Below are 19,448 nucleotides of genomic sequence, written 5' to 3'. Positions count from 1 at the left end.
GCCAATGGGATGCGGCCCCGGTAGGGGCATGTTGGGTCAGCGGGTCGGCGCCGCCATGGACCGGTGCATCGCCCCGGGATTGCTCCCTCCTCTCGCCATCTCGCGGTGCATCGCACCAATGGGGATACCGTTGTCGGCCATCCATTGGTGCATCTCGCCGACCGTGACGTCCTCGGCCATCAGATCGGCCATCTCGCCCATCGTCGCCTCGCTCATCTGTTCCATGTGCATCGGCTGGGCATCCATGCCGGCGGTCGCCGGCCCCGTCAGGGGTGACGCGAAGGCCGCGACCCCTGTGATGGTGGTAGCGGCCAGCGCCCCAGTGATGACCGCGGCGGTACGGGCCTTGATCGACATGATGTCTCCTTCTGGTGGTGCCCCGGAAGCGGGGATGAAACGAGTGTCCGACGTGCATGTCCGCTTGCGGTTTGGTCGGGCTCAAGACGCCGTCAAGACCGTGCGGTCGCTCACAGTCCGTGGGCTGCCGGCAATCGCGACGTCGGCTTGACCGGCTCTTGACGCCAGGCATCGGATGACCTTGATCCGTCGACGGCATCGTGTTCCCCAGTCACCGCGAACGGGGGACCCACCATGGAACACGACTGCTACAGCTACCGGGTGCGGGTCAAGGTCGACCCCGCGACCGCCGAGACTCGGGTATTTGCCCGCGCCGCCCCCATGGGCGCGGGACCACGAAAGGAGCTGTTGTGATGATGGGATTTGTCGCACTGTTGATGTTGCTGGTGGTCGCGGCCGTGATCGCAGCCGGCGCTTGGACCCGGCCTGCCGGGACGTCGGCTCGTGGACGGCTGGATGAACGTCTCGCGACGGGAGATCTGACCGTTGAGGAGCACGCCGATCGAGTCGCGGTACTGCTCGGGGAGCGTTCCGGCCGACCAGGCGCCCCGTGGGCGGCCATCGCGGTCGGGGCCGTCGTGGTGCTGTTGGTTGGAATCCTGGGCTGGGCTGTCGGTGGCACCTCGATGGGGTGGTGGGGCGATGGCGGCCGGGTGGTGGGCGACCACATGGGCTGGGCCGCATCCTCTGGCGATGCGGATCCTCCGGTGGCCGGGGCCCGCGACGTCGAGGTCGTGGCCACCGACCTGGTCTTCACCCCCGACGTGATCGAGATCGAGGCAGACGAGCCGGTCAACATCACCCTGAGCAACGACGGTGCGGTGTTTCACGATCTGTCGATCCCGGAGTTGGGGTTCATGCTTGACGCTGACCCCGGCGAGGAGGTCTCGGGGGGCTTGACGGTGGATGAGGCGGGCACCTACGAGTTCTTGTGCAGCGTCCCTGGTCACGCGCGGGCCGGGATGCGCGGCACCCTGGAAGTGGTGAGCAGTCAGTGAACCGTCTCGACGGATGGGTGACCGACCCTCGATGCCCGCCGCATCCAGCAGGGCCACCTTGGAACCGACCGACGAAGCGAGGAGCACGACGATGATGTGGGCAGGCTGGGGCTGGCAATGGCTGTGGATGGTCGCCTTCTGGGCGATCATGATCGGACTGGTCGTGTGGGCCGTGGGCCGGGTCGCACCCGCGAACCGGCATAGCGCCAGTCGGGCACGGCAGATCCTCGACGAGCGCTACGCTCGCGGCGAGATCGATGACGACGACTACCGTCGTGTGCGCGCCGCGCTGGAGAGGTGAGAGGGAGTTGACCGATCCTGTCGAGATCGTCGTCGTCGATGACGAGAAGCCGCTGGTCGATCTGATCACCGGCTACCTCGAGCGGGAGGGCTACCAGGTCCATCCGGCCTACGACGGCGACCAGGCGCTTGAAGTGATCGAGCGGACCGATCCGGACGTGATCGTGCTGGACCTGATGCTGCCAGGGGTCGACGGGGTGGAGGTGGCCCGGCGGGTGCGGACCTTCAGCGACGCCTACATCATCATGCTCACCGCCAAGGCGGAGGAGATCGACCGGATCGTCGGGCTGTCGGTCGGCGCGGATGACTACCTCACCAAACCGTTCTCCCCAAGGGAGCTGGTCGCCCGCGTGCAGGCGATGCTCCGGCGGCCCCGGGTCGACCGTGACGCTGCGCCCGGTACCCGCACCTTCGGTGACCTGACCGTCGACCCGGCCGGCCGAGAGGTGACCGTCACCGGCCAGCTGGTCGAGTTGACGAAGATCGAGTTCGACCTGCTCGACACGCTGAGTTCCCATCCGCGGCTGGTGTTCACCCGCGACCAGTTGCTGGAACAGGTGTGGGGGTCGGCGGACTTCCGTGACGAGCATGTCGTGGCGGTCCACATCGCCAACCTGCGTCGCAAGATCGGCGACGACCCTGACGACCCCGAGTACATCCGCACCGTCCGCGGGGTCGGCTACCGCATGGCCGAGCGGTGATCCCACGCCCGCCGCGGCGGCGTCTGGCCCGCAGGCTGCTGGCCGCCAACGGGCTGGTGATCGCCACCGGCGCCGTCACCCTGGCGGTGGTGGCGCTGCTCGTCAGCCCGCCCCTGTTCCACCAGCATGTGGGCCAGGCCCTGGGCCCCGTCAGCGGCGTGGTCGCTGGCCACCTCGATCGGGCCCTGAGCACCGCCCTGATGCTGTCGCTCGCGATCGCCGTGGTCACCTCGATCGCCGCTGCGCTGACGGTCAGCTGGGTGCTGTCCTCACGAATCGCCCGACCGATCGAGGAGCTCTCAGAGGCGGCGACGGATCTCAAAGGCGGGGACTTGTCGGCTCGCGCTCCGCGCCCGCCAGCCGACGACGAACTAGCCGACCTGACCAACGCGTTCAACGACCTGGCCGCAGCCCTCGAGCACACCGAGGACACCCGCCGGCGGCTGCTCAACGACCTCGCCCATGAGCTACGCACCCCGCTGTCGACCATCCAGGGCTACCTTGAAGGTCTCGCCGACGGGGTCGTCCCCCCCGGACCCGCGACCTGGGAAACCCTGCAGGACGCCGCAGGACGGCTGCATCGGCTCGTCGACGACGTCGCGCTCGTCTCCCGCGCCGAGGAAGGACGGCTCGACCTGGACCGCCAGCCGACCCGAACGGCCGATCTGGTCGCGACGGCCATCGCCGCCACCCGCGAGGCCTACGCCCGCGCCGGTGTCGAGCTCACCGCCGAGGAGGTCCCCGATGACCTGCTGTCCGCGAGTGTCGATGCCGACCGCATTCAACAGGTGCTCGGCAACCTGCTCGACAACGCCCGACGGCACACCCCGGCAGGCGGGAAGGTCACCGTCCGTGCCCGTCCCGCGAACGGTGATGTGGCTATCGACGTGACCGATACCGGACAGGGCATCGCCCCCGATCAACTCCCTCATGTCTTTGAACGCTTCTACCGCGGCGACGGCACCCGCCGGTCAGGGACCGGCAGCGGCATCGGCCTGACCATCGCCAGAGCCATCGCCTGCGCCCACGGCGGCGACCTGCGTGCAGCGAGTCGGGGTCGCGGGCACGGCAGCACGTTCACCCTCCGTCTGCCACGCAGCTCTGTACCGCGGGGCGGGTAACCAACCCCCTCCCTGCGCTCGTGCAGCTGCTGCGCCCCTGGCGGATGGGGGGCTGAGGGGTCTGGTTGTTCGTCGGTGCTGCCACAACTCGGCGGCTCGACAGATGCCCGCCGCGGGGTTGGTGAGGTCGGTAGGTGGGTGCGCTGCCCCGGTCGATCAACCCACGGGAGCCTGTCGAGCGGTGAGTTCTCCGGACAGTTCCATGGCGCGGGCGACCCGACGGATGGCCATGCTCAACGCGGTGTCGCGCCAGGTCGGGAATGGCGCGGCCGCAACGCGCTCCCAGGTGTGATCGAGCCGGTCGAGGACCCGTCGGCGTTCGTCCGCCTCGGTCCAGGCCAGCCGCTGGTGGTTCTGGACCCACTCAAAGTACGACGAGATGACACCGCCGCCGTTGGCCACCAGATCGGGCACGACCGTCACGCCCCGGTCGTGGAGCCGGGCCTCGGCGGTGGGCACGGTGGGTCCGTTGGCGGCCTCGACCACCAGTTGGGCGTGAAGGCCCTCGGCCACCTCGTCGGTGATCGTGCCCTCGAGTGCAGCCGGGACGGCGATGTCGCACGGCAGCGTGAGCACCGACCCCTCGAGCCGGTCGGCGTCGGGGTAGCTGGCCAGGTCGTGGCCCGAGGTGACCCAGTCCTGGACGGCTCGCGGGTCCAGGCCGGCAGGGTCGGTGATCGTTCCGGAGATGTCGCTGAGCCCGACCACCCGGGCGCCGCGGTCAGCCAACTCCAGGGCGGCATGGCTGCCGACGGCTCCGAACCCCTCGACCGTGACGCGTGTGTCCTTGAGCCGATGCCCGAGGTGTTCCCAGGCGCGCTGGGCGACGTGCGCGGCCCCGACGCCGGTGGCAGCGGCCCGGAACCGGCTGCCGCCTAGCAGCACCGGCTTGCCGGTCACGATGGCAGGGTCGGCCACGCCCGCCTCGGCGGCGGTGCGGACCATCCAGGCCATGGTCTGTGCGTCGGTACCGATGTCGGGGGCGGGCACGTCGACCTGAGAGCCGATCAGGGGCAGGATCGCCAGCAGGTAGCGGCGGGTGAGCTCGTGTCGCTCGCGCGCGCTTAACGCTGCCGGGTCGCAGTCGATGCCGCCCTTGGCGCCGCCGAACGGCAGCTGGTGCAGCGCGGTCTTCCAGGTCATCAGCCGTGCGAGGGCGGTGACGTCGTCGAGGTTGACACCCTGCCGGTAGCGGGTGCCGCCCTTGGCGGGCCCGAGGGCGTCGGAGTGCTGCACACGGTAGCCGAGCAGCACGGTGGTCGATCCGTCGTCGTGTGGCAGCGGCAGCTCCACGGTGACCGACCGGGTCGCGCAGTGCAGGGCGCACACCGTGGCTTCCGGCAGTGCGAGATCGGCGGTGATCCGGTCGAAGCGGGCGTGCTCCCACGCCAGAAGGCCATGCGGCGCCGTGCTTGTGGCGGCCGGCATGACCGGGCAGTCCGTCCCGGGGTCGGGCGTCATCTTGGTCTCCTCGTCTAGTCCGTGGACCGGGACAGGAAGTCGCGGCGCATGCCCAGCGCCTCGTCGGTCCGCGCGATCGAGGTGGCGGGGTCCTCGACGGTGCCGGTGAGCGCCCGGATCGCGTCGATGGACTCGGGCACCACGATGGCTTCGTTGTAGACCTGGTACGTCAGGTAGGCCTCGTCACCCTCGACGGTGAGCACGTCCTCCCACACGGCGACCTCCCACATGTCGCCCCGCGGACGGTGCAGGTCCTTCATCAGCTCGACGGTGGTGTTGAGCGCGACCAGCCCGTCGGCCATGCGGATGAACGCGATCCGCGGGGCAGCTGCCAATGCGGCGATGATCTCGTCGTGGGTCGCGGGGCGGGTGAGCCGCAGGGTCCAGTAGTGGTTGTGGGTCTGGGTGTGGGCGGCCTTGGCGGCGATGGTGACCACGTCGAGGTCGGGCAGCACGGTCTTCGCGTCGGGTCCCTGGTGGCTGGGGATTGTCGGTTCGGGCACGATGGTGTTCATGATCCCGCCGAGGTGGGACTCCCACGGGTCGGTGGCGCGGCGGATCAGCACCCCGCGGGCGGCGGCGAGCAGCCCGGCATCGGCAAGCGCACCGATGACCCGGACGATGGAGGTGGTGTTGCACGACACGACCCGGGTCGCGTCACGTCCCAGTGCGCTGGTGTAGTTGGCCTGGGCCACGAAGGAGTGGCCCGTGGCGGTGTGGGATTCGCCGCCCTGCAGCACCGCCTTGACCCCTGCGGTGCGGTAGCGGTCGAGGTTGGCGGCTCCGATGTTCTTGGGGGTGGCGTCCACGACGGCGTCGACCTGGCCGAGGAGGTCGTCGAGGTCGCCGGCCAGCGGGATGCCGGCGTCACGCATCGGGCCGGCGGCCTGGCCGGTGGCGGCGAACATCGGGATGCCGTTGACGGCGGCGGTCTTGGTGCGCCAGTCGGTGGCGAGGTCGGCGACGCCGATCAGGGTCATGTCGGGCTGGGCGGTCACGGCGTCGGCGACGCGTTTGCCGATCACGCCGTAGCCGTTGACGGCCACACGGATGGTGTTGGTGGTCATGTTGGTTCCTTCGTCTATTGCGGGGGTCAGGATGCGAGGTCGGGGGCGGGAGCGGCGTCGGCGGGCTGGCCGGGCCGTTCTGCGGGGGTGTCGGTTGGCAGGTCGGGTAGGCGTAGGCGCTTGAGCAGGAGTGCGTTGACGGCCACGATCAGGCTGGAGCCGGACATCGACAGGGCGGCGATCTCGGGGCGCAGGACCAGCCCGAACGCGGGTTCGAACACCCCGGCGGCGATCGGTAGTGCGATCAGGTTGTAGCCGATGGCCCAGCCGAGGTTCTGGCGCATCTTGCGCAGGGTGCCGCGGCCGATGGTCAGCGCGACCGGGACGTCCAGGGGGTCGGAGCGCATCAGCACCACGTCGGCGGTTTCGATGGCGACGTCGGTGCCGGCCCCGATCGCGACGCCGAGGTCGGCCTGCGCCAGCGCCGGGGCGTCGTTGACGCCGTCGCCGACCATCGCGACCCGCTTGCCGGCCTGCTGCAGTGTGGCGATCTTGGCGGCTTTGTCGCCGGGCAGGACCTCTGCGATGACGGTGTCGATGCCCAGCTCGGTGGCGATGCGGGTGGCGGTGGCCTGGTTGTCGCCGGTGAGCATCACCACCTCGACCCCGGCGTCGTGCAGCGCCACCACGGTCGCCGCCGCCGTCGGCCGGGACGCGTCGGCGATCGCGACCAGCCCGGCCGCGGTCCCGTCCAAGGCGACCACCACGGTGGTACGCCCACCCGCGGCGAGCTCGTCACGGCGGGTCGCCAGGCTGTCCATGGCGACCTGCTCGCGGTCCATCAGCCGCCGGTTGCCCACTGCCACCCGGCGGCCCTCCACCGTCGCGATCGCGCCGTGGCCGGGGACGTTCTCACACGCCTCGGCCCGTACCGCCGGGACCCCGGCGGCCTCGGCGTGGCGGACGATCGCTTCGGCCAGGGGATGCTCGGACTCACGCTCGACCGCCGCGACCAGCCGCAGCAGGTCGACCTCGGCGATGCCGTCGGCGACCACGACGTCAGTCACCTCAGGCTCGCCCTTGGTCAGCGTGCCGGTCTTGTCCATGACGACGGTGTCGATGCGGGCCGCGGTCTCGATCGCGGTGGCGTGCTTGAACAGCACCCCCCGGCGGGCACCCAGGCCGCTGCCGACCATGATCGCGGTCGGGGTGGCCAGCCCCAGCGCGTCCGGGCAGGTGATCACCACCACGGTGATCGCGAACAGCATCGCCGTCCCGACCGTGGCGCCGGCACCCAGCCACCAGACCAGGAACGTGCCGGTGCCGCCGATCAGCGCGACAAACACCAGCCAGAACGCAGCCCGATCGGCCAGCCGCTGGCCGGGTGCCTTGGAGTTCTGCGCCTCCTGCACCAGCTTGACGATCTGCGCCAGCGCCGTGTCAGACCCGACCTTGGTCGCCCGTACCCGCAAGGTGCCGGTGGTGTTGATCGAGGCGCCGATGACCTGCGCGCCTGGCTGCTTGCCCACCGGCAGCGACTCGCCGGTCACCATCGACTCGTCGATCTCAGAGGCGCCCTCCTCAACCACCCCGTCGGTGGGGATCTTCGCACCGGGACGGATCAGGAGCAGGTCGCCGACGGCTACCTCGGACGTGGAGACCTCGACCGGCTGGCCGTCGCGCAGCACCACCGCCTGCGGTGGGGCGAGATCCAGCAGGGTGCGGATGGCGTCGTTGGCGCCGCCGCGGGCGCGCATCTCAAACCAGTGGCCCAGCAGCACAAATGCGGCCAGCACCGTCGCCGCCTCGTAGAACACCTCCCCGCCACCGGTCAGCGTGATCACCAGCGAGTAGCCCCAGCCGGCCCCGACCGCGACCGCGACCAGCACCATCATGTCCAGCGTTCGGGCCCGGAGCGCCCTGACCGCCCCGTCGAAGAAGATCCACGACGAGTAAAACACCACCGGCAAGCTCAGCAGCAGCGCCCACACGTCCTGCCGCAACCCGAACGGCACCGGCACGTCAAGCCCAAGCACCTCGCTGCCGATCGGGGACCACACCACGATCGGGAGGGAGAACAGCAGCGCCACCAGGAACCGGTTGCGCATGTCGGCCACCATCGCCGCCATCGACAGGCCGCCGTGGCCACCGTGCCCCATCGCATCGGCCGGGCTGCGCAGCGCCTCGCCGTCGGCATCCGCGCCATGCCCGGCATGCCCGGCATGGTCGCCGTGGCCAGCCGCGACCGCCTCGGCGTGACCGCGCTGGGTGGTCGACTCCTCGGCCATCGGGTCGCACACGTGAGCCGGTACCGACCGACCCGCGCAGTGCATCCCGCACTCCCGCACCCAACCGACCAGTTCCGCCACCGTCGTGACGGTCGGATCGAAGGCGACCGTGGCGCTCTGCGCCACCGGGTTGGCCTCCACCTCCACCACCCCCGGCCGACGCGACAGCTCCGCCTCCACCACCGCCTTCTCACTCGCCCGGTACATCCCGGTCACATCCAGCACCACCCGCTCGGGTGGCCGTGTCGTCATCGTGTCCATGTCGGCTCCTCCTGTAGATCGGATTTGGGCACATCAAGGCAGCAGCCGGGGTCGTGCGCGCAGTGGCGATCACCACGCGCGCCCAGGTCGCCGCGTGGTCGTCATCGAGCACAAGCCGCGTGACAGCAGCGGCCACGGCCCGGTCGTTGGTCCCGGCGGCGACGACCGCGGCCATCAACCGCGGGTACTGCCCTCAACTGAGGCACAAGGAAGCCGGCGGCTTCGCCACACCGGGAACGGCCCGTGGGAGCCGGCGCACAGCGCGTCCGACACCGCCGGAAGGCCCCGGCGGCCCTGCGGACGCCGGCCTTTGTGAGGCAGTCCTCGCAGGTCTGCCGCTGCTCCGGGTCAGCGTGGTCGCGCATCGGTCGGTCCTCTCGCTGCGGTCCGGGCGGCGGTCAGACGTTGATGGCGATGGTCGTGCGGCTCCTCGTCGTGGGGGGGAATCTCGGTCGGTTCCGGCCGGTCTGGCTGTGGCTGGTGGTGGGTGCCATCGCTGCTACGGCCGTGGCCGCCGTGCCCGCGGTGCATCCGCAGGTGCAGCCACACGAACCCGGCGACGAGCACGATCGTCACCCAGTTCTCGCTCAGGTAGTCCAACATCTTGGCTCCTCACGTCGGTAATGATCAGCATGGCGGTGCGTCCGCCTGCTGCCATCCGCAGGAACCCTCAGTGCGGGTGCGGGTCAGCCGCAGTCCACGGCCGTGTGTGCATCGCGACGGGTCGCAGCGACGGCGCAGACCGACCGCGACCCTCGCCGCTGCGGGTAGGCTGGCAACCCCCCGCCGGCGCGAGCGCGCGGGTGGCGGTGGCGGGGCGCGGCGTCTGTGATCGGGGGCGGTGGCGGGTGGGGGGTGGGTCAGGTCGGGCAGCTCGCGTCCGAACTCGTCTGTTAGGCTGACCCAGCTTGAGCGGCCACCCCTGGTGCGTTGAACGACTACGACGGACTCGGAGTCTCGTGGAGGACCCGTTAGTGCAGCCAATGATCGTCGTCCGGGAGTAAGGTCATGGTAGACGCCGCGATGTTGGACAAGATGGCGCTGGGTCGCGGTTTCATCGCCGCGCTCGACCAGAGTGGGGGATCGACACCGCAGGCGCTGGGGCAGTACGGCGTACCGGCGGAAGCCTACGCCGATGACGATGAGAGGATGTTCGACCTCGTCCACCGGATGCGATCGCGCATCATCATCTCACCGGCGTTCGCGGGCGACAAGATCTTGGGGGCGATCCTGTTCGAAGACACCATGGATCGGGACATCGCCGGCGTGCCGAGCGCCGACTACCTGTGGAAGACCAAGGGCGTCGTGCCGTTCGTCAAGGTCGACAAGGGGCTCGCCGACGAAGCCGACGGGGTGCAGTTGATGAAGCCGATGCCGGATCTCGCTGCCCTGCTCGACCGGGCTCGCGAAGGTGGGGTCTTCGGCACCAAGATGCGTTCGGTGATCAGGTCAGCCGACGTCAGTGCGATCGAACGGGTGATCGCGCAGCAGTTCGAAGTCGGTCACAAGATCAGCGACGCAGGTCTGGTCCCGATCCTCGAGCCCGAGGTCGACATCCACAGTCCGGTCAAGCAGGCGGCCGAGGAGTTGGTGCGCACGAGCCTCCTCGGGCACCTCGATGACCTGCCCGACGATAGCCAGGTGATGCTGAAGCTCTCGATACCGTCCGTGGACGGGTTCTACACGCCGCTGATCGAGCATCCACGCGTACTGCGCGTCGTCGCCCTGTCCGGCGGCTACAGCCGCGACGAGGCCAACGAACGCCTGACCCGCAACCCTGCTCTGATCGCTTCGTTCTCACGTGCTCTGATCGGCGACCTCTCAGCCGACCAGAGCGACGAGGAGTTCGATGCCGCGCTGCGAACGGCCGTTGACACCATCCACGCGGCCTCCATCACCTGACCTCCAGTCACCTCGTGGTGACCAGCGCGCGGGCGAGCAGCATCGGCTCGCAGCGGATCAGGATCGGTTTCTGGCGTTCACCGTCCACAGCCGCGCTTGTCACCGACCTCGTGCTCGACCCCGTGGCGGCCGTTCGGCCCCGCTTGACAGCATCCAACCGCTGCTCGCCGCGACGGTGTGACGAACCGTCTGCACGCCACACACCCAGGACAACCGTCGGTGTTCCTGCGCAAACGAGGCAGATCCTCGTGGTGCCGACCATGTGCCAAGGGTCGAGGAGCTCGAGCCCGATGACATCCGAGCCTGCTACGCATTGGGGTTGCGCGTGCTAGCGGCCATGCCAACCTCCGGGTAGGCGGCCACGCAGTTCCGGTCTGATGGCCATCTGATCTCCGGGCCGGCGGCCATGCCTGTGGCTGTTGAGGTTCCGCCAGCGATCGCCTCCGGCGGGGTCGGCTTGGTGTGTTCGAGCACCCAGCTACCCCACCGGAGGGATCGTGAAGAAGTCTGACATGAGATTCATGGACATCCTCGAAGCGTTCGATTTGACCAAGACCCCCCACTCCGCCGCCGTGCTGGCGGGGTGTGATGAGAAGACCGTGCCCGCTACGCCACCGCTCCTGATGCCGGCGCTAACCCGTTCGCCCCCATCGACCGGCCGTCACTGATCGATCCGTGGCTGCCCAAGATCGAGGAGTGGGTCGACGGCTCCCACGCCAAGGTTCGTGCCGACGTGGCGCACGACCGGTTGGTGGTGATGGGCTACACCGGCTCAGACCGCACGCCCCGTCGGGCAGTCTCGGCGGCCAAGACGCGATGGCGGGCGAGGAACCGGCGGACCTACCGGCCCTGGATCACCGAGCCGGGCATGTGGCTGCAGTTCGACTGGGGTGTGGGTCCCACCATCGCCGGCAGGCCGACGTTGCTGTTCTGCGCATGGCTTGCCTGGTCACGGTTTCGGGTGGTGATCCCCACTGGGACCGCACCATGCCGACGCTGCTGACCTGCCTGGACTGGCCGGTGCGGAGCATGGCGAGGATGACGTTGCAGCGGCGTCGGGCGAGGCAGATGAGCGCGGCGTTGTGGCGTTTGCCCTCGGCGCGTTTGCGGTCGTAGAAGGCTTTGGAGTCGGGGTGGCGGAGGGAGGCGAAGGCGGCGAGGAACATGGCGTTCTTCAGCCTGTGGTTCCCGCGTCGGCTCTTGTCCTCAGATCGCATCGAGATGCCCGACTGCTTGGTGACGGGGGCGAGGCCGGCGTAGCTGGCGAGCTTTGACCCGGTGATGAAGCGGCTGCCGTCACCGATCTCGGCCAGGATCCGTGCGCCGGACCTCGACCCGACCCCGGGCATGGTGATCAGCAGTCGGCCGAAAGGGTGGGCTAGGAAGACCTCCTCGATCTCTGCGGCCAGCGCCTCGCAGCGGGTGTGGGTGCGGTCGACCTCGGCGGCGAGGTCAGCGATGACCCGTCCGAGGGTGGTCTCGGCGGGGAGAATAGGGGTTTGGGCGGGCAGCGCTGCGATCACCGCGGTGGTGACCTTGTCGGCCAGCCGTGGTGACCGTCGCGCGATCTTGCGACCTATCGCGGCGCGGCCGGCCGTCCGCAGCCGCGGTCGGGGTGGGGTAGGCGGCGAGCAGGTCTCTGATGCCGGGCTGCAGTCGTTCACCGAGCGGCCGCTCCAGGGCAGGTGAGACGCTGGTCAGAGCATCGCGGAGCCGGTTGGAGAGCCGGCCGACGTCGGTGGCGAGGTCGCTGTCGAGGCCGTTGAGCACTCGGAGCTGGTCAGGGGCAGCGGCGCACCCCACACACCGGAAGGACGGACGTCATGAGTTCACGAAAGCAGAGCATCGCCAACCCTGAGCGGGGCGCCCGGGTCGTGGTCGGCGCCGGGCTGGCCGTCCTGGGGGTGGTCGTGTTCACCGGCGGCCCCGCGCTCTGGGCTTTCGTCGGCGCCCTGCTCGCGGTGGCGGCCGGGCTCGACCTGGTCGTCACCCGGGGCCCGCGGCTATTGCCCGCTATCTACGTGACCGCCACCACCAACGCGGTGGAGCACCTGTGACCCGCGGGTGCACCGCACGTTCTGGGCGCTCGTCGCCGTCGCCGTTACCGGCGGGCTCTCCACGGCGTGGAACGCCCGGTCAAGCCCAGCCGCCGGCTCGCCGTGGCCGCCGCATCCGTGGTGCTTGTGGCCTCTGCGTTCCTGGCCCTGCGGATCCTGTTCGTGGTCGGCCGGCGGGCTCCGGCCCGGGGACAGCCCAACCGGGAGTGAACGCCCGGACTTCCCAGTCCCTGGTGGGTGGGGACGCCAGCTGCTGGGTCACCCCGAGCGCCGTGCCCATGGGCAGAATCGCACCTCGTGCAACGGGGCAGCGTTGGGACGAACGTGGCGCACACGGCGGGCCGGTGGAGTGGAATGCTGCTCCTCTCGTTCCGACAGCGCCATCGGAGGGTGCCGGCGATGCTGCCGTCGTGCCTGTCCCACTCGATCGACTCCACGTCGCCGGGCTGGACCTTCTCCAGTCGCGAGCGCGGGATCTCATCGGTGGACTCGCGGGGACAGCAGCGGGCCGATCAACCACGACACGGCGACTGGTCGCCGTTCGAGCCCGAGCGTGGGACGGGGTGCCGGGGGCTCATGGTTGGCCTTGGCCCAACATGCGGTCCATCGCCGCCACGTGGTCCTCAAGGGCACGCAGGAACGCGGGGTTGCGCGACTGCCACAGCTGTGGGTCGGTCACGTCGTAGGTGAACATCGGCCCGGAGGCGTCCGGGGTCGCCATGTACCGGGTCATGTCGTAGGCGTCGTGCAACTGCTCCTGGCTGTGGCCCATAGGATGGCGTCGAGGCCCCACCAGTTCTCCAGCGTGAACAGCCACCAGAACATCCACAAGGGGCGGGTCACCTCGATCCCCTCGACCGGGGTGGGTCCGAGGCCAGGCGGGAACAGCGCGGCAAGCACGATCAGCACGCCGACGAGGGCCAGCCCGAAGGCGCCGAGGCGGCGCAGGTGGTGGGTGAACGATTCGCGAGGCTCCGCGGGAGCGTCGGCGATGGCGGGGTGCGGGGAGACCCCGTGGCGCTTCACGAGCAGGAAGTGAACCGCCAGCGCCCCGAGGATCAACTCGGGGATGATCGCCACGTGGGCGACGTAGAGCCGCACGATCAGGGGCAGTTCAGCGGAGAACTGGGCGGAGAACCAGAACCCGGCGCCGCCGAGCAGCTCACCGATCTCCAGGTTGTGGGCGAGTGTCTCGAAGCCGTCCTGATCCCACTTGATCACCGTGCCGGTGAAGAGCGCCCCGATGACCAGGGCGAACATGGTCACCCCGATGAGCCAATTCGCCTCCCGCGGACGCTTGGAGGACCCGCTGAGGAACACCCGCAGCAGGTGCAGGCCGGCCAGCACGTACATGGCCTGCGCGGCCCAGAAGTGCACACTGCCCACCAGCTGACCCGACCAGACGTCGTCGGCGATGCGCCGGACAGACGCGTTGGCCTGCTCGTCGAGCAGGGTTCGCGCCTGGTGCAGGTCACCGGCAGCGAGAGCGTCGTCGGCGTCGCGCACCAGCGCGATGTCAACGCCTTCACGGTTGTCGACCTTGAGCGCGTCGCCGACCTTCTCCCGGGCCGCCTCCACGTTGTCGGGCGTGTTGACGATCAGGGCGATGGCTTGGCGGACCAGTTCGCTGGCCACGGTGCTCTCGTCGGGTTCATCCGCGCCGGCCTGCGAAGCACCGAATAGCACCGACCCGGTCAGCACTGCAACGAGCAACACCGCCCTCAGTTCCGTGCCAAGGCCGCCCGCATCCCTGTCGTAGACTGCTGCTAATGACCCAGAGCGACGACGCGGGGCGGTCGGGAACAGACCGGTGGCGCGGCGTTGTCGTCGCCGTGGCGATCGTGGCCGTCCTGATCGCCGCCTACGTCGCGGTGCGAAGGTCAACAGATGACACCGGCTCGACCCGCGACGACGAATCGGTCGTGTCGGTGGAACGCGACTCGTCGAGGAGCTTCGTGGGCCTGGATCCCGGCGCTTTCGCCGGCCGCGTCGCCCGACCGTCAGCGTTGGTCGTGAACGTCCACATCCCGTACGAGGGAGAGATCGAGGGCACGGACGCGTTCATCGCCTACGACCGGATCGTCGGCGACAGCCGGCTCCCAGCCGACCATGACGCCGAGATCGTGCTGTACTGCCGCTCGGGCCGAATGTCGGAGATCGCCGCGGCGGCACTCGTCCGTGCCGGGTACACCAACGTGGTCGATCTGGAGGGCGGCATGGACGCCTGGGCGGCGACCGGAAGGCCGCTGCGCGGCGCACCTGCCACCGGCGGTTGAGCGGCGGTCGCCGCCCGCTGGCCCGCAATCACCGTGGTTCGCCGGTCACGTCTGCCGGGGCGGTGACGAAGCCGTCTCGGGTCCGGGCCATGCCGCTACCACCGTCCGGGTCTGCGGTGACACCGAGCACTTGGTGCAACCCGAGGCCCCCGTCTTCGAACCCGAGGGCCGAGCCGGCCATGTAGATCCTCCACACTCGTGCACGGCGCTCGCCTACGAGGCGGACGGCGTCGTCCCAGTTCGCCTCGAGATTGGCGATCCAGTGTCGCAGCGTCGTGGCGTAGTGCTCGCGCAACGACTCCACGTCGCGCACCTCCAACCCGGCCGCCTCCATCGCCAGGACGGTGTCGCCGACGTCGAGGAGCTCGCCGTCGGGGAACACGTAGCGCCCCATGAACGAGCGCCGTCCCAGCTTCGACCCGCCGACGCTGGAGATGGCGTGGTTGAGCAGGCGACCCCGCGGTGCTAGGAGCGCCGCCAACCCGGAGAAGTACTCCCCGATGCGCTCGCTGCCCACGTGTTCAGACATCCCGATCGAGGAGATGGCGTCGAAGCGCTCACCGCGAACGTCGCGATAGTCCTGGAGTCGGATCTCCACCAGATCGGCCACCCCGGCCTCGATGACCCGTGCACGGGCGGCATCGACCTGCTCGCGGCTGATGGTGACGCCGACGACACGCGCACCGTAGGTGCGAGCGGCGTGGATGGCCATCGACCCCCACCCGCAGCCGACGTCGAGGAGCCGCACCCCGGGGCGCTCGTGCAGACCGAGCTTGCGGCACACCAGGTCGTGCTTGGAGGCTTGGGCTTCGGCCAGGTCCGTCGACGGGTCGTTGAACCGGGCGCAGGAGTAGGTCATCGCCGGACCGAGCACGAGGCGGTAGAACTCGTTGCCCACGTCGTAGTGGTGGCTGATCGCGCTGGCGTCGCGCGCCTTGGAATGTCGCAACCCCCGCGGGCGGGCCTCCTCGGGCGGTGGCGGCAACGGACGGCCGATCGCACCCACCTGGCGTGCAGCGCGCAGCAACGCCGCCACGTGGCGGGGCCCGACCCGGAGCTGGGGATCAGAGTCGCGGAGTGCGGCCACCGCCTCGATGACGTCACCGTGGATGTCGATGTCCCCAGCGACGTAGGCGCGCCCGACCCCGAGCTCACCCGGTGCCCACAGGAGGCGACGGAGCGCATCGGCCGACCGGATCCGCACCACGGGACCATGCGGATCCCCGGCGACGCTGCCGTCCCACAACTCCACACGCACGCCGACCCCGGGTGCGTACGCGTCCAGCAGCGGCCCGATGACCGCAGTCAGCGGACGCCCCGGACCCACACCGCAATCTCGCTCCCGATCGGCAATGATTCTCGTCTCCGCCATGTCGGACTTCGTGGCGGCCATGTCGGACCCTGTGGGGATCAGAACGTCTCGCATGTCAGTGCTCCTCTGGTTCAGCTCGTCCTCCACTGTGGCGTTGGCGAGGCGAGAGGCCATCGGGACAACCTGCGGAATCGGTCTGCGGCTAACCCGCATGGGCGGATCGTCGCTGCACACGTCTGGACGTCGGGCGTCTGCGGGAGCGCAGGTGCCGGAGTCAGCACACCGATGACCGGCATCCGGGCAGTCAGTACCGTCGGCCCAGAACTCCGGCACTGCTCCAGGTCTGGATGAACGGTCACCGCAGCGGTGAGCGACAGCCGGCGTGTCGATGCCCGCCTCCAAGAGCGCCTTGTGATGACCACCAAGCCACTCCTCGTCGACCGCAGCTGGCAAATCACAGCCGACGGCGACGCCTACCGCCGCGTCGTCGCCTCTCAGGAACCGCAGGCGGTCGCCGAACTGCATACCATTGAGCGAATCGTCGATGACGACGTGATCGTGATCGCAGCGGTTCAGCACCGCCCAGCGCTCCCGCCTCCGTCGCCGCTGATCCCCGAGTGACCGACGTTCGCCGCCTCGACAGCGACCCACATCCCCGTAGGTGCGGGCCCAAAGACGGCTCGCAGGAGTATCCCTCATGGACGACATGACCGGCGCTGACGACAACGCCCCGGAGGATGTGCCGGGGAGCCTGACGCTGTCGGGGGCGGTCGCGCTCGGCACCGGCGTGATGATCGGTGCCGGAATCTTCGCGCTCACGGGGCAGACGGCGCGGCTGACGGGTGACTGGTTCCCGCTCGCCTTCGTCGCGGCGGCCGGGGTGGTGGCTGCGAGTGCGTATGCGTACGTCAAGTTGGCGAACGCGTTCCCGTCCTCGGGTGGGATCGCCATGTTCCTCAAGGAGGAGTACGGACCCGGCACGGCGACCGGGGTGTTCGCCATCTTCATGTACGTGTCGATGGTGATCAGCGAGGCGCTCGTGGCGAGGACGTTTGGCTCCTACCTGCTCCAGATCGTCGATCTCGAGCCGGTGTCGTTCTGGGTGCCCGCGTTCGCGGTGGTGCTGCTCGTGGCTGCGTTCGGGGTCAACGTTGCCGGCAACCGGGCGATGCAGGTCACGCAGCGGGCTATGGCGGCGGTCAAGATCGTCGGTCTCGGGATCTTCGCGGTGGCGGGCCTGTGGTTCGCGTCGGCGACCGAGTTCACCAGCGGCGCCGGGGGCGAGTATTCGGCGTCGCCGGAGGGCTTCCTGGCCGCGGTCGCGCTGGCGATCCTCGCCTACAAGGGGTTCACGACGATCGCCAACAGCGGCGGTGAGCTGGTGGATCCGCACCGCAACACGGGGCGGGCGATCGTGATCGCCCTGGCGATCTGCACCGTGGTGTACCTGGCCATCGCCGCTGCGGTGGCGGGCAACCTGAATGTCGCCGACATCGTGGCCGCCGAGGACTACTCGCTGGCCGAGGCGGCTCGCCCCGCGTTCGGTGATGGTGGCGTGACCGTCACCGTCGTTCTGGCCATCGTGGCGACCGCCTCGGGGGTGATGGCCAGCGTCTTCGCGGCGTCCCGGATGCTGGCGATGCTGACGCGCATGGCCCAGGTCCCCCACCGGCACGTCGGCATGCCCGGCACGGTGCGGACCCACACCACCGTGTACACCGTCTTCTTCGCCATCGCGCTTGCGGCCACGCTGGACCTGCGCCGGATCGCAGCGCTGGGCGCCATCTACTACCTGATCATGGACATCGCCATCCAGTGGGGACTGCTGCGACACCTGCGCCGCCGAGTCCAGCACCGCGCCGCCATCGTGGTCGGTGCCCTCGTCCTCGATGTCGTCGTGCTCGGCGCATTCGTGTGGGTCACGGCGTCAGTCGATCCGCTCGGCCTGTGGGTGGCGGCCGCGGGCATCGTGCTCGTCGTGCTCGGCGAGCGGCTGTTCATGCGATCCCATACCCGACCCGACGGCACGATGGACATGTGAACTCCCGACATGCCGCTGATCCTGACCGGTGAGGGCGACCTCGGCCTGTTCGCGACCGACCCGGAGGTGGGCAGCCGCACCGTCACCGCGGGTGATCGGTCGCGCCCCGACCGATCGCGAGATGACACGCTTGCTTGGCAGTTGGCGGTGATCTTCGTGTCCGTCGCTGCGGTGGTGTTGGGCGTGACGGTGGTGGTCCTCGCCGCCGCCGATCTCGGCCTCACCGTGCTTCACCCCTCCCGGCGCGGCCTGCTCAGCCGTCATGTCGAGCATCTGGCTTGGGCCGGTGTGCGCAGGCTGACCCGCCTCGGCGGGCGGGATCGGCTGTTGAGCTTCGGCGGCCCCGCGGCGATGGCCGCGGATCTACTGGCCTGGGTCTTCAGCCTGTGGCTCGGCTTTGCGCTGATCCAGCCCCCGTCTGTTCACACGTTCCGCTACTCGCCGGGGTGGCCAGGGCACGAGGGCTTCGTGGAAGCGCTCTATCTGAGCGGGGCGAGCCTGACCACGGTCGGGTTCGGCGATGTGGTCGCCGGCAGCGAGGTCCTGCGTCTGGTCACGATACTGGAGGCGGCGAGCGGGCTCGCGGTCATCACTGCCGCGATCGCGTACGTCACGGCCGTCTATCCGCGCGTGTCGCTCGTGCGCGTGGCGGCGTCCTGGGCAACCGACCTCCAGGCCGACACGGAGGAGGGAGCGGCGCGGTTCATCTGCCACGGCGGTCGGGACGAGGTGGCGCGTCTGCAGCGCAATCTGATCGAGATCCATCAGGATCTGCTTCGCTTTCCGGTGCTCTACTACTTCCACGCCGGCGTACCGGGAGAGTCGACTGCATCCCTGCTGCGGGCGGCGGCGCTCGTGTGCACCTATCTGCGCTATGGCCTGGCTTGGGAGGCGGTGCCCTTCGCTGCCCTCTACGGCCCCGGCCTCGAACGGACGCTCGAGCGACTGCTGGACGACTATGCGCGGGAGTTCAGGGGCGCGCATCTCACCGAGCGATCGCTCGACCAGCATGAGGCGCACGCCCGGTTGCATCGCCTCCGTGAGGATCTCCGCCGCGTCGCGCCTGAGTCGGTCAGCAGCGAGCCCGGCGTGCCGCCCGATCTCGCGCGCTTCCTCGCGCACATCGACACCTTCCTCCTCGAGCTGGGACGAGTCCACCGCCATAGCGCGGCGCCGCTGTTCGGAGAGCGCTGATCCACGACGCCGCTGTCGTCAAGTCGTCTTGGGCCGGATGCCCGTTTGTCACCTGCCACCACGATGGGACCAGGGTGTTGCCAGTTGCTAGGGACCACCTCGGCCGGGGTGAGGGTCGTAGTAGCAGGGTCATGAACGCGATGACGGCTGTCAACGATCTGCCTCCTTGGTG

At 69.5% G+C, this 19,448-nt stretch carries 18 protein-coding genes; 9 read left to right on the top strand and 9 right to left on the bottom strand.

The window, feature by feature from the left end; genetic code table 11:
- Positions 1-36 precede the first annotated feature (36 nt).
- A complete protein-coding gene (locus tag ACEQ2X_RS19830) occupies positions 37-357 on the bottom strand; it encodes a hypothetical protein (protein WP_370327594.1) in 321 nt (106 codons plus the stop codon).
- A gap of 353 nt (positions 358-710) precedes the next feature.
- Between ACEQ2X_RS19830 and ACEQ2X_RS19825 the strand changes: the two genes are divergently transcribed.
- Genes ACEQ2X_RS19825 through ACEQ2X_RS19810 form a run of 4 tightly spaced genes read left to right on the top strand, consistent with a single transcriptional unit; the run spans position 711 to position 3,477 of the window.
- Entirely contained in the window at positions 711-1,355 is a 645-nt protein-coding gene (locus tag ACEQ2X_RS19825; RefSeq protein ID WP_370327593.1) for a cupredoxin domain-containing protein, read from the top strand.
- A gap of 58 nt (positions 1,356-1,413) precedes the next feature.
- On the top strand, positions 1,414-1,656 hold the full coding sequence (locus tag ACEQ2X_RS19820) for an SHOCT domain-containing protein (protein ID WP_372530577.1): 243 nt from the start codon (positions 1,414-1,416) through the stop codon (positions 1,654-1,656).
- A gap of 7 nt (positions 1,657-1,663) precedes the next feature.
- Entirely contained in the window at positions 1,664-2,356 is a 693-nt protein-coding gene (locus ACEQ2X_RS19815) for a response regulator (protein ID WP_370327591.1), read from the top strand.
- The gene (locus ACEQ2X_RS19810) at positions 2,353-3,477 is read left to right on the top strand and encodes a sensor histidine kinase (RefSeq protein ID WP_370327590.1); all 1,125 of its coding nucleotides are present in this window, start codon (positions 2,353-2,355) and stop codon (positions 3,475-3,477) included. The genes ACEQ2X_RS19815 and ACEQ2X_RS19810 overlap by 4 nt, the downstream gene beginning before the upstream one ends.
- Before the next feature lie 156 nt (positions 3,478-3,633).
- On the opposite strand, the gene ACEQ2X_RS19805 is transcribed toward ACEQ2X_RS19810, so the two are convergent.
- The 4 genes from ACEQ2X_RS19805 to ACEQ2X_RS19790 form a co-directional block, all read right to left on the bottom strand.
- Positions 3,634-4,938: a Glu/Leu/Phe/Val dehydrogenase gene (locus tag ACEQ2X_RS19805; protein WP_370327589.1), complete on the bottom strand. Its 1,305-nt coding sequence runs from the start codon at positions 4,936-4,938 to the stop codon at positions 3,634-3,636.
- A gap of 14 nt (positions 4,939-4,952) precedes the next feature.
- A complete protein-coding gene (locus ACEQ2X_RS19800) occupies positions 4,953-6,005 on the bottom strand; it encodes a type II glyceraldehyde-3-phosphate dehydrogenase (protein ID WP_370327588.1) in 1,053 nt (350 codons plus the stop codon).
- Between the two features lie 26 nt (positions 6,006-6,031).
- Positions 6,032-8,485 (bottom strand): heavy metal translocating P-type ATPase, encoded by a 2,454-nt coding sequence (locus ACEQ2X_RS19795; RefSeq protein ID WP_370327611.1) that lies wholly within the window; start codon positions 8,483-8,485, stop codon positions 6,032-6,034.
- A 357-nt stretch (positions 8,486-8,842) separates the two neighbouring features.
- Positions 8,843-9,097 (bottom strand): hypothetical protein, encoded by a 255-nt coding sequence (locus ACEQ2X_RS19790; protein WP_370327587.1) that lies wholly within the window; start codon positions 9,095-9,097, stop codon positions 8,843-8,845.
- Positions 9,098-9,517: 420 nt separating this feature from the next.
- Between ACEQ2X_RS19790 and ACEQ2X_RS19785 the strand changes: the two genes are divergently transcribed.
- Positions 9,518-10,396, top strand: coding sequence for a fructose bisphosphate aldolase (locus ACEQ2X_RS19785; RefSeq protein ID WP_370327586.1), 879 nt, complete (start codon positions 9,518-9,520; stop codon positions 10,394-10,396).
- 854 nt (positions 10,397-11,250) lie between these two features.
- On the opposite strand, the gene ACEQ2X_RS19780 is transcribed toward ACEQ2X_RS19785, so the two are convergent.
- A complete protein-coding gene (locus ACEQ2X_RS19780) occupies positions 11,251-11,919 on the bottom strand; it encodes a transposase (RefSeq protein ID WP_370327585.1) in 669 nt (222 codons plus the stop codon).
- A 300-nt stretch (positions 11,920-12,219) separates the two neighbouring features.
- Between ACEQ2X_RS19780 and ACEQ2X_RS19775 the strand changes: the two genes are divergently transcribed.
- Complete coding sequence (locus ACEQ2X_RS19775) at positions 12,220-12,453, top strand: hypothetical protein (protein ID WP_370327584.1); 234 nt, start codon at positions 12,220-12,222, stop codon at positions 12,451-12,453.
- 574 nt (positions 12,454-13,027) lie between these two features.
- Here the strand turns inward: ACEQ2X_RS19775 and ACEQ2X_RS19770 are convergent.
- On the bottom strand, positions 13,028-13,204 hold the full coding sequence (locus ACEQ2X_RS19770) for a hypothetical protein (protein ID WP_370327583.1): 177 nt from the start codon (positions 13,202-13,204) through the stop codon (positions 13,028-13,030).
- Entirely contained in the window at positions 13,183-14,169 is a 987-nt protein-coding gene (locus ACEQ2X_RS19765; RefSeq protein WP_370327582.1) for a cytochrome b N-terminal domain-containing protein, read from the bottom strand. Before ACEQ2X_RS19765 ends, ACEQ2X_RS19770 begins: the two co-directional genes overlap by 22 nt.
- 53 nt (positions 14,170-14,222) lie before the next feature.
- On the opposite strand from ACEQ2X_RS19765, the gene ACEQ2X_RS19760 reads away from it, so the two are divergent.
- Positions 14,223-14,729 (top strand): rhodanese-like domain-containing protein, encoded by a 507-nt coding sequence (locus ACEQ2X_RS19760; protein ID WP_370327580.1) that lies wholly within the window; start codon positions 14,223-14,225, stop codon positions 14,727-14,729.
- Positions 14,730-14,757: 28 nt separating this feature from the next.
- On the opposite strand, the gene ACEQ2X_RS19755 is transcribed toward ACEQ2X_RS19760, so the two are convergent.
- The gene (locus ACEQ2X_RS19755; protein WP_370327610.1) at positions 14,758-16,101 is read right to left on the bottom strand and encodes a class I SAM-dependent methyltransferase; all 1,344 of its coding nucleotides are present in this window, start codon (positions 16,099-16,101) and stop codon (positions 14,758-14,760) included.
- Positions 16,102-16,747: 646 nt separating this feature from the next.
- On the opposite strand from ACEQ2X_RS19755, the gene ACEQ2X_RS19750 reads away from it, so the two are divergent.
- Both ACEQ2X_RS19750 and ACEQ2X_RS19745 read left to right on the top strand, forming a co-directional pair.
- Complete coding sequence (locus tag ACEQ2X_RS19750) at positions 16,748-18,082, top strand: APC family permease (protein ID WP_370327609.1); 1,335 nt, start codon at positions 16,748-16,750, stop codon at positions 18,080-18,082.
- 9 nt (positions 18,083-18,091) lie between these two features.
- A complete protein-coding gene (locus tag ACEQ2X_RS19745) occupies positions 18,092-19,276 on the top strand; it encodes an ion channel (RefSeq protein WP_370327579.1) in 1,185 nt (394 codons plus the stop codon).
- Positions 19,277-19,448 lie beyond the last annotated feature (172 nt).

Origin of the sequence: Euzebya sp. (assembly GCF_964222135.1) — a bacterium.
Lineage (GTDB): Bacteria > Actinomycetota > Nitriliruptoria > Euzebyales > Euzebyaceae > Euzebya.
This window is presented reverse-complemented; position numbering and strand designations above follow the sequence as displayed.

Excerpts from the sequence above, each read along its gene's own strand:
- ACEQ2X_RS19805 (WP_370327589.1), bottom strand. The coding sequence starts at position 4,938 with ATGACGCCCGACCCCGGGACGGACTGCCCGGTCATGCCGGCCGCCACA.
- ACEQ2X_RS19775 (WP_370327584.1), top strand. The coding sequence starts at position 12,220 with ATGAGTTCACGAAAGCAGAGCATCGCCAACCCTGAGCGGGGCGCCCGG.
- ACEQ2X_RS19755 (WP_370327610.1), bottom strand. The coding sequence starts at position 16,101 with ATGGCGGAGACGAGAATCATTGCCGATCGGGAGCGAGATTGCGGTGTG.
- ACEQ2X_RS19785 (WP_370327586.1), top strand. The coding sequence starts at position 9,518 with ATGTTGGACAAGATGGCGCTGGGTCGCGGTTTCATCGCCGCGCTCGAC.
- ACEQ2X_RS19830 (WP_370327594.1), bottom strand. The coding sequence starts at position 357 with ATGTCGATCAAGGCCCGTACCGCCGCGGTCATCACTGGGGCGCTGGCC.
- ACEQ2X_RS19800 (WP_370327588.1), bottom strand. The coding sequence starts at position 6,005 with ATGACCACCAACACCATCCGTGTGGCCGTCAACGGCTACGGCGTGATC.
- ACEQ2X_RS19790 (WP_370327587.1), bottom strand. The coding sequence starts at position 9,097 with ATGTTGGACTACCTGAGCGAGAACTGGGTGACGATCGTGCTCGTCGCC.
- ACEQ2X_RS19825 (WP_370327593.1), top strand. The coding sequence starts at position 711 with ATGATGGGATTTGTCGCACTGTTGATGTTGCTGGTGGTCGCGGCCGTG.
- ACEQ2X_RS19745 (WP_370327579.1), top strand. The coding sequence starts at position 18,092 with ATGCCGCTGATCCTGACCGGTGAGGGCGACCTCGGCCTGTTCGCGACC.
- ACEQ2X_RS19760 (WP_370327580.1), top strand. The coding sequence starts at position 14,223 with ATGACCCAGAGCGACGACGCGGGGCGGTCGGGAACAGACCGGTGGCGC.
- ACEQ2X_RS19750 (WP_370327609.1), top strand. The coding sequence starts at position 16,748 with ATGACCGGCGCTGACGACAACGCCCCGGAGGATGTGCCGGGGAGCCTG.
- ACEQ2X_RS19795 (WP_370327611.1), bottom strand. The coding sequence starts at position 8,485 with ATGACGACACGGCCACCCGAGCGGGTGGTGCTGGATGTGACCGGGATG.